Annotated in this window: 15 protein-coding genes; 11 read left to right on the forward strand and 4 right to left on the reverse strand. The window is 37.3% G+C overall.

The features are described 5' to 3' along the window. Positions 1-114: 114 nt before the first annotated feature. Positions 115-357 carry a bacteriocin-like protein gene (locus BMW64_RS19680; RefSeq protein ID WP_090002299.1) on the reverse strand — a complete coding sequence of 81 codons (243 nt, stop codon included), beginning with the start codon at positions 355-357 and terminating at the stop codon, positions 115-117. Positions 358-509: 152 nt separating this feature from the next. On the opposite strand from BMW64_RS19680, the gene BMW64_RS19685 reads away from it, so the two are divergent. The 4 genes from BMW64_RS19685 to BMW64_RS19700 all read left to right on the forward strand — a co-directional run bounded on the left by BMW64_RS19685 (position 510) and on the right by BMW64_RS19700 (position 3,106). Continuing rightward, on the forward strand, positions 510-1,499 hold the full coding sequence (locus tag BMW64_RS19685) for a D-alanine--D-alanine ligase (protein WP_090002301.1): 990 nt from the start codon (positions 510-512) through the stop codon (positions 1,497-1,499). A 72-nt stretch (positions 1,500-1,571) separates the two neighbouring features. After that, entirely contained in the window at positions 1,572-2,036 is a 465-nt protein-coding gene (gene coaD / locus BMW64_RS19690) for a pantetheine-phosphate adenylyltransferase (protein ID WP_090002303.1), read from the forward strand. A gap of 34 nt (positions 2,037-2,070) precedes the next feature. Continuing rightward, the gene (locus tag BMW64_RS19695; protein WP_090002305.1) at positions 2,071-2,430 is read left to right on the forward strand and encodes a four helix bundle protein; all 360 of its coding nucleotides are present in this window, start codon (positions 2,071-2,073) and stop codon (positions 2,428-2,430) included. A 40-nt stretch (positions 2,431-2,470) separates the two neighbouring features. Continuing rightward, positions 2,471-3,106 carry a trimeric intracellular cation channel family protein gene (locus BMW64_RS19700; RefSeq protein WP_090002307.1) on the forward strand — a complete coding sequence of 212 codons (636 nt, stop codon included), beginning with the start codon at positions 2,471-2,473 and terminating at the stop codon, positions 3,104-3,106. Between the two features lie 127 nt (positions 3,107-3,233). Here BMW64_RS19700 and BMW64_RS19705 read toward each other — a convergent pair whose 3' ends face one another. Then, complete coding sequence (locus BMW64_RS19705) at positions 3,234-3,803, reverse strand: hypothetical protein (RefSeq protein WP_090002309.1); 570 nt, start codon at positions 3,801-3,803, stop codon at positions 3,234-3,236. A 93-nt stretch (positions 3,804-3,896) separates the two neighbouring features. Continuing rightward, a complete protein-coding gene (locus tag BMW64_RS19710) occupies positions 3,897-4,388 on the reverse strand; it encodes a dihydrofolate reductase (protein ID WP_090002311.1) in 492 nt (163 codons plus the stop codon). Positions 4,389-4,464: 76 nt separating this feature from the next. Between BMW64_RS19710 and BMW64_RS19715 the strand changes: the two genes are divergently transcribed. The 5 genes from BMW64_RS19715 (at position 4,465) to BMW64_RS19735 (ending at position 8,875) form a co-directional block, all read left to right on the forward strand. After that, complete coding sequence (locus BMW64_RS19715; RefSeq protein WP_090002313.1) at positions 4,465-5,073, forward strand: LemA family protein; 609 nt, start codon at positions 4,465-4,467, stop codon at positions 5,071-5,073. Between the two features lies 1 nt (position 5,074). After that, positions 5,075-5,506 carry a TPM domain-containing protein gene (locus BMW64_RS19720; RefSeq protein ID WP_090002315.1) on the forward strand — a complete coding sequence of 144 codons (432 nt, stop codon included), beginning with the start codon at positions 5,075-5,077 and terminating at the stop codon, positions 5,504-5,506. Further along, entirely contained in the window at positions 5,487-6,293 is an 807-nt protein-coding gene (locus BMW64_RS19725; protein ID WP_090002317.1) for a TPM domain-containing protein, read from the forward strand. The genes BMW64_RS19720 and BMW64_RS19725 overlap by 20 nt, the downstream gene beginning before the upstream one ends. 179 nt (positions 6,294-6,472) lie before the next feature. Further along, positions 6,473-6,994 (forward strand): NAD(P)H-dependent oxidoreductase, encoded by a 522-nt coding sequence (locus tag BMW64_RS19730; RefSeq protein WP_090002319.1) that lies wholly within the window; start codon positions 6,473-6,475, stop codon positions 6,992-6,994. 3 nt (positions 6,995-6,997) lie between these two features. Continuing rightward, positions 6,998-8,875, forward strand: a complete 1,878-nt coding sequence (locus tag BMW64_RS19735; protein ID WP_090002321.1) for a monovalent cation:proton antiporter-2 (CPA2) family protein — start codon at positions 6,998-7,000, stop codon at positions 8,873-8,875. Here BMW64_RS19735 and BMW64_RS19740 read toward each other — a convergent pair whose 3' ends face one another. Further along, positions 8,876-9,697, reverse strand: a complete 822-nt coding sequence (locus BMW64_RS19740) for a GIN domain-containing protein (protein ID WP_090002323.1) — start codon at positions 9,695-9,697, stop codon at positions 8,876-8,878. 228 nt (positions 9,698-9,925) lie between these two features. On the opposite strand from BMW64_RS19740, the gene BMW64_RS19745 reads away from it, so the two are divergent. Together BMW64_RS19745 and BMW64_RS19750 are read left to right on the forward strand one after the other, a co-directional pair. Then, positions 9,926-10,291 carry an SPW repeat protein gene (locus BMW64_RS19745; RefSeq protein ID WP_177175335.1) on the forward strand — a complete coding sequence of 122 codons (366 nt, stop codon included), beginning with the start codon at positions 9,926-9,928 and terminating at the stop codon, positions 10,289-10,291. Between the two features lie 137 nt (positions 10,292-10,428). Further along, positions 10,429-12,570, forward strand: a complete 2,142-nt coding sequence (locus BMW64_RS19750; protein ID WP_090002327.1) for a M3 family metallopeptidase — start codon at positions 10,429-10,431, stop codon at positions 12,568-12,570. Positions 12,571-12,686 lie beyond the last annotated feature (116 nt).

A 12,686-nucleotide genomic window follows, 5' to 3' on the forward strand; every position in this document is an offset into this window, starting at 1 on the left:
TGATTACTGCTATTTTAATCGTATTTGCGGGAGGGGATCCCACAAAAGTTTTCAAAACATAAAAAGGTCGGAATTTCTTCCGACCATGACTAGGAAATACCCAACTTATTCTTTTTAATCATCGCAATGACTAACACCTCCATTTGATGTCAAATGATATATTTTACCATCACCTATGTTACAATAGTGACTACCTTGCGCATATCCGGTTCCTTCATTAGCATTTCCCATATGATAGGCACAACTACCGGAATGAGTTACCCAGGTACCATTACTTTGTTGAATTGCAATACTACAAGCACGCCCTCCGACTACACTTTTTAATTGTGTTCTTGAAAGTTTTTTTAAATTTTTCATAAAATATTTTTTTTGGTTTTCCTACTCTATAAGCTTTTCGGAATCCGCTGTTCCAAATTAAAAAAATTTTCTTTAAGAAAAAAAACTATTTTCAATTTCCTCCCCCAAGCGTATAATTTCATTAAATTTGCCTTACTTGATACTTTACAAATATGAGCAAAAAAAGTGTTGCCGTAGTGATGGGAGGCTATTCTGATGAATATGTTGTATCATTAAAAAGCGGACAATTAATCTATGATTCTCTGGACAGAAATCTTTATGATGTATATAAAGTGATTATTCTTAAGGATGAATGGTATTTTTTAGATGAAAACAATCACAAATTTCCGATCAGCAAAGGTGATTTTACAGTAGCCTTAGATAATAACAGGACCTTAAAATTTGATGTCTGCTTCAATATTATTCACGGAACACCGGGTGAAAATGGAATTCTCCAGGCATACTGGGACGCTATCGGACAGAAATATACCGGATGTGATTTTTACCAGAGTGCTCTTACTTTCAATAAAAAAGATACTTTAGCGGTACTTTCAAAATATGGTATTCCTTCCGCAAAAAGTGTGTACTTAAGAAAGGGGGAAAACATCAATGTTGATGAGATCATAGATAATCTCGGCTTACCTGTGTTTGTAAAACCGAATCAGTCGGGATCTTCTCTGGGAATTTCAAAAGTTAAAGAAAAATCTGAACTCATTGCAGCTACAGAAATTGCTTTTAAAGAAGATGATGAAATTTTAATTGAAAGTTTCCTTAATGGAATGGAGGTTTCAGTAGGAGTTATTGATTATAAAGGAGAAACTATCGTTTTAGGAATCACGGAAATTGTTCCTAAAAATGAGTTTTTTGATTATGAGGCTAAATATGAAGGCGCTTCTGAAGAAATTACCCCCGCAAGGATTGACGACGAAACAAGAATCCGCGTGGAGGAAATCGCAAAAAAAGCATACAACTCTCTGGGGATGAGCGGTTTTTCACGCAGCGAATTTATTCTGATGGACGGAATTCCTTATATGCTGGAAATGAATACAAACCCCGGATTTTCTCCGGCCAGTATCCTTCCGCAGCAGGCAAAGATTTATGGAATTTCCATCACCGACCTTTGTGGAAATGAGGTTGAAAAAGCTTTAAACAAAAGAAATTAGATATTAGAAGTTAACCATTAGAGTAAAAATACACTCTTAATTATTAGCTTATAACTTATAACTTTATCACGCATGAAAATTGCTGTTTTTCCCGGGTCATTTGACCCTATAACGTTAGGACATTACGATATCATAGAACGGGCAGCTCCGCTTTTTGATAAACTCATTATTGCCATCGGGCAGAATTCTCAGAAAAAATACATGTTTCCTCTTGAAAAAAGGATGGAGTTTATACAGAATTCCGTTGCCGAATTTCCAAATGTAGAGGTTGATTATTTTGAAGGGCTAACCGTTGATTACTGTTTTGAAAAAGATGCCCAGTATATCATCAGAGGATTAAGAAATCCTGCAGATTTTGAATTTGAAAAGGCCATTGCCCATACCAACAGAACATTGGCCCATAAAAAACTCGAAACGGTATTTTTGCTGACTTCATCCGGAAAATCTTTTATCAGCAGCAGCATTGTACGGGAAATCATCAACCACGGCGGCGAATACGAACTACTGGTCCCGGATTCGGTGAGAGTTGAAAGATGAGTAATAAGTAATCGGCAATAAGTAATTTTTAAATATGAATTTTAATCAGCTATTTAGGGACAGAACAAAGAATTTTTCTATTGCCATTATTAAATCATTGTCTCCATTACCTTATTCCGACGATCTTTCAGTAATCAGAAAGCAAATCATAAGATCTTCAACTTCAGTGGCCGCCAACTACAGAGCAGTTTCAAGAGCAAGATCTGAAAAGGAAAAATTTGCCAAAATATGCATTGTCGTTGAAGAAATTGACGAAACTCAATTCTGGCTTGAACTTATTGAAGAGCTAAAATATTTAAATCAGGAAAAAATTCTCGACTTAAAAAACGAATGTAATGAATTGGTAAAAGTAATGACATCATATAAATTTAAGTTGTCCCAAATAACAATATAATTGATATTATTTATTACCAATTACTCATTACTCATAAAACATGCACGAACAGTTTAATTTTGCGATAGAAGTTCTTGGAACGATATCCTTCTCAATGTCGGGAAGCTTTGCTGCCATGCAGAAACGGCTTGATCCGTTCGGGGTACTGATTATCGCCTTTGTTACTTCTGTGGGTGGCGGAACTGTAAGGGATTTACTCCTTGATATTCCGGTATTCTGGATGCATGATCTTCTGACCTGCGCTTTGATTATCCTGACCAGCATTTTCACAATGATCTTTAAATCTTTTGAGAAAAATTTCAGAGTTACTTTATTTATTTTTGACAGCTTCGGATTGGGGCTTTTTACCATAATCGGTATCCAGAAAGGGTTGAGCGAAAATATACATCCTTTGATCTGTATCGGACTCGGAACCATCACTGGTTGTTTCGGAGGAATTATCCGGGATATACTGCTTAATAGAATTCCATTAATTTTCAGGAAAGAGATTTATGCAACGGCGTGTATCGTAGGCGGTTCTGCTTTCTTACTATTGACTAAATTCACAACACTCACTTACACGATCATACAAATCTTCACCATACTTCTGATCGTTGCTATAAGAACGCTGGCTGTAAAATACCATTGGCAGATTCCTAAATTTTACGGGTATGATCACAATAATTCTGAAATGTAATTAACCATTGTGAAATTTATTTAAGAACTATAAATATCAGTTTCCTCACCTATTTATCTGATTTAAATTAAGCCTAAAAAAAATGCATCTGATTTCTCAAATGCATTTATATTTAATTTAAATTTTCTTAAAAGAATTTCCCTCGTTGTCTCATGTTCGGGTTATGCATATGCTTTTGCATAGAAGGCATTTTCAGCTGCTCTTTCATCATTTTGATCTGGTCGGTCATCATTCCTGCACTGTCTAATCTTTTTGCTTCTTCCAGCAATTTCTGACCTTCCTGCTTTCTTCCTTTAGAAATGGCTGCAGCAGCAAGATTTAAAGTAGCCATAGCTCTGTCATGCTTCATGTTAAGGCCATATTCCAACGCCTTTTTCATCAGAGGTTCCACTTTTGTAGGATGATCCTGAGCCTGCGTCAATCCCATCAGATAATGATAATAACCATATTGGGATTTGTGAAGCTGCATCTGATAATTCGAAATATTTTTCAGCCAGTCTGCTGCTTTCTCCATATTCTGTTTTCTCAGCTGCCAAAAAGCCAGCAGGATATATTCATTTTTAAAGAAAAGTAAAATCGGAGCTGCTGCCAGAAGAAAGACAACAATTCCCCAACCCAGATTTCTCGTAAAAATCATCATAAAAAGTCCCAAAAGTATGAGAACTGCAGCAACGGCAATTTTTATATACTTATTCATTATTAAATTTTAGAAGTGCAAAGATAAGAAATTTATGATTTAGGGGTTATGGTTCAACGTCTAAAGTTTTACATTAAACTCTGAACTAATAACTTAAACATTAATCTTTTCAAAGGTCTGAAAGTAAAAATCATACTGATTCTTTTCGTCTTTTTCATGGAAAACTTCGTTGGTCTTTTTCCATATCTTCTCATCAATATTTGGAAAATAAGTATCAGCTTCAAGATCAGCTTTCACCCTGGTAATTTCCAGTCGGTCAACAATATCCATCGTCTGTTCATAAATTTTTCCGCCTCCGATAATGAAAACTTCTTCATCAATCTTTTTCGCAAACTTTATAGCCTCCTTAATACTTCCTACGATAAGAATTCCTTCCTGAAACCAGTCGCTTTTTCTTGATACAACAATATTTGTACGGTTGGGAAGCGGTTTTCCAATGCTCTCATATGTTTTCCTTCCCATGATCACCGGATGTCCCGATGTAAGATCTTTAAAATGTTTTAAATCCTTCGGAAGATGCCAAAGTAACTGATTTTCAAAACCAATTTCGTTCTTCTCTCCCATTGCCACGACGATTGTTGTCATTAAAATTATTTTTTACAAAATTAGCACATAATTTGTATATTTGGTTAGCACAAAAAATTTTTAAAAAAATTAAACTATGAAAAACAGAGGCTGTCTGAGCGCCGGAACTATCGGCATTGCTCTTCTGATTATCGTTGCGGTTTTATTCTTCTGGGGAAAAAGCGGCTACAATAATTTTGTAACGAAAGAACAGAATGTCAATACCAAATGGTCTAATATTGAAACAGTATACCAGAAAAGAGCCAACCTGATTCCTAATCTTGAAAGAACAGTAAAATCATATTCGAAATTTGAACAGGAAACTTTGACAAAAGTTGTTGAAGCAAGATCAAAAGCAACTTCTGTGAACATCGATCCAACGAATATGACAGAACAGGATATGGCAAAATTCCAGGCTGCACAAGGTGAATTATCCGGAGCATTAAGCAGATTAATGGCTGTTGTGGAATCTTATCCTAATTTGAAAGCGGATCAGCAATACATTAATTTCCAGAGAGAATATACGGCTATTGAAAACAGCATCCGTACAGAAACGGTATATTACAACCAGGCAGCTCAGGACTATAACACATCGATTAAGACTTTCCCGAACAATATCCTGGCAAACTTTACCAATTTTAAAGAAAAACCATATTTCAAAGCAGAAGCTGGAGCTGAAAAAGCGCCTGAAGTATTTACAGAGTAAAATGGCCGGTAAATTCTTAACAAGTCAACAGATAGCTTCCCTCGTGGAAGCTATTCAGTCAGCAGAAGAACATTCTACCGGCGAAATCCGCGTACATATCGATTCGAATACAGACAACGACAATGCAAAAACGGCATTCAAGGTATTTGAGGAATTATGTATGGGAAAGACCGCTGAAAAAAATGCAGTTCTTTTCCATGTTAATTTTGAACAAAAATACCTTACCATTATAGGTGATACGGGTATTCATGAAAAGGTAAGTCAGTCTTACTGGGATCATCTGCACGACTATATTACTTCTGAATTTTCCAAAGGAAATTACTACAAAGCGCTGAAAAGTGCCATTCTGGAAACCGGTCTTGAACTAAAAAAACATTTTCCTGTCACAGGAGAAAACCCCAACCAGCTGTCTAATGAAATTACGTTCTCTTAAATTAGTACTTTCATTCATCCTTATATGCTTTTACACATTCGTATCAGCACAGTATTCTATTCCTAAAAAGCCAGCAGTACTGTATCCGGTTTTTGATGAGGCTAACCTTCTTTCTGAACAGGAAAAAAATGATCTTAATAAAAAGCTTATTGCTTTCTCAGACTCTACTTCAACTGAAATTGAAGTTATTATCATCAAATCGACACAGGGAGAAGATGTTAATTTTCTTGCTACCATGTTTGGTGAAAAATGGGGTATCGGGCAGAAAAATGTTGACAATGGAGTCGTTTTTTTAATCGCCAGCGAAGACCACACGATGTCGATCCAGCAGGGACGTGCAGTCGAGCAGTACTTAACAGCATCCGTGGCAGGCCAGATTCTGGATTATATTGTTACTCCACATTTTAAGCAGGGCGAATGGTTTGAAGGAATCGACCGCGGAACGTCTGCAATTATGGAAGCCGTTCAGGGTAAATTTAAACCTTTAAAAGAACACAAAAAAAACGGCGATGGAGGCCTTATTAAAATCATGATTATTGCCTTTGTCATCTTCATCATTTTCTCTATAATTTTCGGAAGCCGAGGTGGCGGAAGAGGCGGAAATGGTGATGACGACGATGTCATTATTTCAAGAAGAGGCCGAAGAAACTATCCTGGTGGATTTTTTCCTTTCCCGGGCAGTTTCGGGGGTGGTGGATTTGGCGGCGGAAGCTCTGGAGGCGGCGGATTTGGAGGCTTTGGCGGAGGCGGAAGCTTTGGCGGAGGCGGCGCTTCTGGTGGCTGGTAGGTTTTTATTGTCTGATATTATACCAATTACTTATTCATTTCGTAAAAAGACATTTTTTGCACACTTTTTTAATGTTCATTAGCTAAAATATGATTTATTGATATTAAAAAATTAATAAACCTGCCTTAAAACTGTTTTTAATTTAAAACTTTTTCATTATATTTACTGAAAACAGGTTTATGAAGAAGACATTGGTAGTTTTTGCGCATCCTTATTTAGAGCACTCAAATTCGAATGCAGAGCTCATTAATTACTATGTTCGTCAACAACATTTTACCCTTCGGGATCTTTACGAAGAATATCCTGATTTTCATATTGCAGCATTCAGGGAACGGAAAAGAATAAAGAATTATGAACGTTTTATTTTTCAGTTTCCTCTCATCTGGTTCGGCATGCCACCCCTGTTAAAACTCTGGATCGATGAAGTTTTTGATCGCGATTGGCTTAAAGAAGATAATTACAATCCATTACAGGGAAAAGAAGTTTATATCCTGGTCACAACAGGCGGAAAAGAAAGATCATTTCACAAAGAAGGAACGTACAAGTTTACGGTCGAAGAGTTGATCAGCGGTCTTATCGTATCTCTGAATGTATTTAAAGCAGATATCAAAAATATCAAAATCGTTTACGAAGCCAATAAACTTTCTAAAAAAGAAATTATTTTACACAAGCAGGAATTTTCGGAACTACTCAATCAATAAAATATGGAAACAAGCTTAGCCATGAATACACTTTTATTCCTGGGCGTTGCCATTATTATGGTTCCGCTGGCGAGGAAATTCGGACTAAGTTCTGTAATTGGCTATATTGCAGGGGGAATTATTATTGGCCCTTATGTTTTAAGGCTGACAGGAAAGGATGTTAACGACATTATGCATGCCAGTGAATTTGGCGTAATCATGCTTCTTTTTCTTGTCGGACTCGAGCTTGAACCCCGGAAATTCTGGGAAATGCGGAAGAAAATTGTCGGGTTGGGTCTTAGTCAGATGCTTCTTACCATTTCATTGCTTTTCCTTGTCTTTATAATGGTCGGGTGGCCTTTAGATAAAGCCATTGCTATTGCCATGTGCTTTGCCCTTTCTTCTACGGCTATTGTTTTACAGACTTTACAGGAAAAAAATAATTTAAAAACACTGGCAGGAGAAGCTTCATTTTCCACACTGTTGTTCCAGGATATTGCAGTGATTCCTATTTTGGCGATCCTCCCGCTGATTGCGCATTACAAAGCAAGACATCATGATAATGAAATTCAGGTACTGATTCAGACACTGCCTGAGTGGATGCAGTTTGCAACTGTGATTTTAGGAGTTGCCCTATTAATATTACTGGGAAGATATGTTTTTGTCCCTTTTTTAAGATATGTTTCAAAATCAGGAATGACGGAATTACTGACTGCTTCTTCCCTATTCCTGGTCATTGGAGTTTCGGAACTTATGGTGGCCATTGGTCTTTCACCGGCTTTAGGAGCTTTTCTCGCAGGAGTAATGCTGGCCAACAGTGAATTCCGGCACGAGCTTGAGGCTCAGATTGATCCCTTTAAAGGTCTATTGCTTGCTGTTTTTTTTGTAAGTGTCGGGTCTACTATGAATTTTAATATCATTCAGGAAGATCCTTTATTTATTTTCAGTACTGTTTTTGCCGTTTTAGTAATTAAGTTTATTGTTTTATTTGCAATTGGCAGGTTTTTCAAGATTGATACGCCCCAAAGTCTCTTTTATGCATTTGCCCTTTCGCAGGTGGGAGAATTTGCATTTGTACTGATCAATTACGCTTCAAATCTTTATTTGTTGAGTCCGGAGCTCAACGCCCAGATGATGGCCGTTACAGCCATTACGATGTGTATTACACCATTTCTTTTGATTATTAATGACAAGCTGATTACTCCAAAATTCATCAAAGAAGTTCCGGACCCTGAAAATAATTTCAATATTTTAGACAGCGATGTTAAGCAAAAGAAGATTATCATTGTTGGTTTTGGGCATTTCGGAAGTACAGTCGGGCGACTTTTAAAGGCTAATAAAATATCCGCCACGGTGTTGGACAGAGACTCTGACCGGGTAAAGTTATTAAGAAGCTTTGGCTTTAAAGTTTATTATGGTGACGCCACTAAAATTCCCACTTTACGCGCAGCCGGGATTGAAGATGCTGAAATACTTGTACTCTGCCTTGATGATCCTGATGACAATAAATTTATTGCTGATGTGGTACGCGATCATTATCCCAACGTAAAAATATTTGTGCGGGCCAAAAACAGAATCGATGCTTATAATTATCTGAATAACGGGATCAATAACATTTATCGTGAAACACTTGGTACAGCCGTTGATATGGCTGTAGACGTCCTTCATGAAACAGGTATGCGGAAGTATGCCGCCAGACGGCTCGGACAAAGATTTATGGCTATTGACAAACAATCTATTAGAAAGCTGGCGAAGGCAGAGGAAGACGATGAAATTCATCTTTTTACCACAAAAGAAATCCTCCAGCGAGAGGAGGAATTATTGGCTTATGATAATCTTAATTTTGAAAATAGGCAATGGGAAGATTCCTCCAATGATGATGAGGATGAAGGAGATAAATGATTATTGAATATTTACGCTTCCACCACTGCTTTCTTCTTTCGTTACTGAGGTTACATTTCCTTTTTTGTATACACTTACGCTGCCGCCGGAGGAAGCCTCTGCATAAATAGATGATGTCGCGCTGATATCTACGCTTGCACCGCTGGATGCGTCTACTTTCACCTTGTCAGCTGTAACATTCTTAGCAGAAATACTGCTTCCTGATGAGGACGAAATTTCAGCATTTTTTGCTTTACCTGAAAGATCTAAACTTGATCCTGATGAGGCTTCTATATCGAGATCTACAGCCCATATTTTTCCTGAAAAGCTGCTGCTGCTTCCTGCAGAAATTTCAAAATCATTGGCTTCAAGATTTCCGCTTACAGATGCTGCGCTCGATATTTCGATATCTGTTTTTTCCTGAACAAATTTATCTTTGATTGTAATTCCTGCCGCGGAATTGGCTTCAATTTTAGTAAAATCTTTAGTATAAATCTTTGCAGAAACATTGTGGTTATTCATCACCCTGATTCCTTTTTTATAATGGATGTGTAGTTTGCCTCCACTGATATCAACCAACACATCGTCAATAATATTTTCAGGAGCAGAAACCACTACTTTTTCCATGTCAGATTTTATAATTTCAGCTTCAATAGCCTGGGAAACTTCGATTTCATCAAAATTTCCGGTTACCTGCTTCTGTTGAATAGGTCCGTGATCGGTTGAAACTACGTCTTTCACCCAGCTTCCGTCTCCGTTATCACCGTGTTTTTTATCTTTCCTGCCATCACATGATGCCAGAAGTACAAATGCTGAAAAAATAAAAAGTTTTGTTGATTTCATAGTCAGTTGAATTTTATGATTACTTATTTATTAACAACTAATTTATAAAAAATATTACATTGCTGTTGATATAAATAAGACCCGGATCATATTAACCATTTTTCGGATATTATTTTTCTATTGCTTAAGTGATAAAACCATTTAAAAATCAATAACTTATACCACAATTTACCTTTCAATGGTATAAGTATTGAACTAATAGACCTACACATTACAAAAATATTGATTATGATTTCATCAAAAACTCACGCTATTTTGGATTACCTTGTAGGTATATTGTTAATTGCCGCTCCGTGGCTTTTGGGATTTGCTGATGACAGCGCAGCTACAACGATTCCGGTCATTCTTGGAATATCAACTATCTTGTATAGTCTTCTGACCAATTATGAATATTCTGTGGCCAGAATGATTCCTTATAAAGTACATCTTACAATCGACTTTTTAGCCGGAATCCTATTACTGACGTCACCATGGCTGTTTGGTTTTAGTGACAGAGTATATCTCCCTCATGTAATTGTGGGCGCATTTGAAATTGTGGCGGTACTGCTTTCCCGGAAAGCGACATCAACCGTTCCTGCACCAAAACAGATATAAGACTCCTTTAATTTTTCAATTTAATATGAGAGCTTTTCCTTATTTCGGAAAAGCTCTTTTTCTTTGATGATAAGATTTAATTCCTGCTCTTTTTAACATAAGATTTAATATCTTTAGGCATTATTAATAAATCGTTTATGAAGAAGATTTCATCAGTATTATTAATTTCTGCATTAGCATTTAATCAATCCTGTACAACAATGAAAAGTACCGAAACCCAAAAGGAAGTTCCTACTCCGGACGCTTCTCTTTCGTCAAATCCTTTTATGAAGAAAAGCAAACTTCAGTATGAGGCACCGGAATTTGATAAAATTAAAGACGAACATTTTAAACCTGCATTTGATTTTGGACTTAAGCAACATGATGCTGAAATCCTGAAGATTGCCAACAATCCTGAAGCGCCTACTTTCGACAATACGCTGGTAGCCCTGGAAAAAAGCGGCGAAATTCTGAAAAGGGCAATGATCGTATTTTCCAACCTGACAAGTGCCAATACCAATCCTACGCTACAGGCTTTGGATGAAGAATATGCACCAATCTTCGCAGCACATTCGGATAAAATGTATCTTAATGAGAATCTTTATAAAAGGATAAAAGCAATTCCGGAAAATGGTTTAGATTCTGAAAGCAAAAGACTTTTACAATATTACAAGCAAAATTTTGAAATTGCAGGAGCAAATCTTTCGGCTGCTGACAAAGAAAAACTAAAGCAGATCAACCAGGAACTGGCTTCACTGTCTACCCAATATTCCAATAAATTACTGGAAGCAAGAAAACAGGGAGGTGTTTTCTTTAGTGACGTTAAAGAACTTGACGGCCTTTCGGCTGATGAAATTGCTGCAGCTGCAAGCGATGCTAAAAATGCCGGAAAACCGGGCCAGTATTTATTGGCTTTACAAAATACAACCCAACAGCCACTTCTGCAAAATCTGAAAAACAGATCAACACGTGAGAAACTGTTTAAGGCATCATGGACGAGAGCTGAAAAAGGTGACGGAAATGACACCAGAGAAACGATTGAAAAATTGGCGAAGTTAAGGCTTAAAAAAGCACAGATTTTAGGTAAGAAAAGTTTCGCTGAATGGAAACTTCAGGATCAGATGGCCAAAACGCCTGAAGCAGCCACTCATTTAATGAATCAGATTGCAACACCGGCTGTAGAAACAGCGACACGCGAGGCAAAAGATATTCAGGACCTTATCGATCAACAAAACGGCGGCTTCAAAGTGGAACCTTGGGACTGGAACTTCTATGCTGAACAGGTTAGAAAAGCCAAATTTGACCTCGACGAAAGCGAGATAAAACCTTATTTTGAAATTACTACTGTTCTGGAAAAAGGCGTTTTCTTCGCAGCCGAAAAATTCTACGGACTGACGTTCAAGAAAAGAACAGACCTTCCAGTGTACCATCCTGATGTAGTAACTTATGAAGTTTTTGACCATGACGGTAAATCGATTGCAATTTATTACCTGGATTTCTACACAAGAGATTCTAAAAACGGGGGTGCCTGGATGAGCAACTTCGTTGAGCAGTCTTATTTATTGGGAACAAAACCTGTTATCGTAAACTGCTACAATTATCAGAAACCGGCTCCCGGAAAGCCCTCTTTAATAAGCTTTGATGATGTTTCAACGATTTTCCATGAATTCGGTCACTCAATCCATGGAATGTTTGCCAGCCAGAAATATCCTTCGCTATCAGGAACCAATGTTCCGAGAGACTTTGTGGAATTTCCTTCACAAATTAATGAACACTGGGCTTTAGATCCTGTCGTTTTGAAAAATTACGCTTTGCATTACGAGACCAAACAGCCGATTCCACAAACATTGGTTGATAAAATAAAAAAGGCCTCAACTTTCAATCAGGGTTATATGACTACAGAATTGGTTTCCGCTGCCGAATTGGATATGGACTGGCACACTGTAACCAATGAAAGTGAATTGATTCCTGTTTTAGATTTCGAAAAGCAATCATTAGCGAAACATGGCTTTACTTTGGCAACAGTTCCTCCACGATATCACACTCCTTATTTTGCGCACATTTGGGGAGGCGGTTATTCTGCAGGGTATTATGCTTATTTATGGTCTGAAACTCTGGATAATGATGCCTGGGAATGGATCAAAGACAACGGCGGACTAACCAGAGAAAACGGGGACCGCTTCAGAAAGTATATTCTGTCTGTGGGAAATTCGGTAGATCTGAATCAGGCATTCAGAGATTTCACAGGACATGATCCGGATATTAAGCCTTTATTGAGAAACAGAGGTTTTATTAAATAGTTTTGGAAAGCATTCATTTTTGGATGCTTTTTTTAGTTCTAAATATTAATGGTATGTATTTTCACGATGACGCTTTTTCTCCCGCTGATTTTGCAGATAACGCAGATTTAATAACT

Origin of the sequence: Chryseobacterium taichungense, from assembly GCF_900109935.1 — a bacterium.
Taxonomy (GTDB): Bacteria; Bacteroidota; Bacteroidia; order Flavobacteriales; family Weeksellaceae; genus Chryseobacterium; species Chryseobacterium taichungense.

Coding starts and splice junctions, on each gene's coding strand:
- BMW64_RS19685 (WP_090002301.1), top strand. CDS start 510: ATGAGCAAAAAAAGTGTTGCCGTAGTGATGGGAGGCTATTCTGATGAA.
- BMW64_RS19740 (WP_090002323.1), bottom strand. CDS start 9,697: ATGAAATCAACAAAACTTTTTATTTTTTCAGCATTTGTACTTCTGGCA.
- BMW64_RS19735 (WP_090002321.1), top strand. CDS start 6,998: ATGGAAACAAGCTTAGCCATGAATACACTTTTATTCCTGGGCGTTGCC.
- BMW64_RS19695 (WP_090002305.1), top strand. CDS start 2,071: ATGAATTTTAATCAGCTATTTAGGGACAGAACAAAGAATTTTTCTATT.
- BMW64_RS19730 (WP_090002319.1), top strand. CDS start 6,473: ATGAAGAAGACATTGGTAGTTTTTGCGCATCCTTATTTAGAGCACTCA.
- BMW64_RS19680 (WP_090002299.1), bottom strand. CDS start 357: ATGAAAAATTTAAAAAAACTTTCAAGAACACAATTAAAAAGTGTAGTC.
- BMW64_RS19725 (WP_090002317.1), top strand. CDS start 5,487: ATGAAATTACGTTCTCTTAAATTAGTACTTTCATTCATCCTTATATGC.
- BMW64_RS19700 (WP_090002307.1), top strand. CDS start 2,471: ATGCACGAACAGTTTAATTTTGCGATAGAAGTTCTTGGAACGATATCC.
- BMW64_RS19750 (WP_090002327.1), top strand. CDS start 10,429: ATGAAGAAGATTTCATCAGTATTATTAATTTCTGCATTAGCATTTAAT.
- BMW64_RS19745 (WP_177175335.1), top strand. CDS start 9,926: ATGATTTCATCAAAAACTCACGCTATTTTGGATTACCTTGTAGGTATA.
- BMW64_RS19715 (WP_090002313.1), top strand. CDS start 4,465: ATGAAAAACAGAGGCTGTCTGAGCGCCGGAACTATCGGCATTGCTCTT.
- BMW64_RS19705 (WP_090002309.1), bottom strand. CDS start 3,803: ATGAATAAGTATATAAAAATTGCCGTTGCTGCAGTTCTCATACTTTTG.
- coaD (WP_090002303.1), top strand. CDS start 1,572: ATGAAAATTGCTGTTTTTCCCGGGTCATTTGACCCTATAACGTTAGGA.
- BMW64_RS19710 (WP_090002311.1), bottom strand. CDS start 4,388: ATGACAACAATCGTCGTGGCAATGGGAGAGAAGAACGAAATTGGTTTT.
- BMW64_RS19720 (WP_090002315.1), top strand. CDS start 5,075: ATGGCCGGTAAATTCTTAACAAGTCAACAGATAGCTTCCCTCGTGGAA.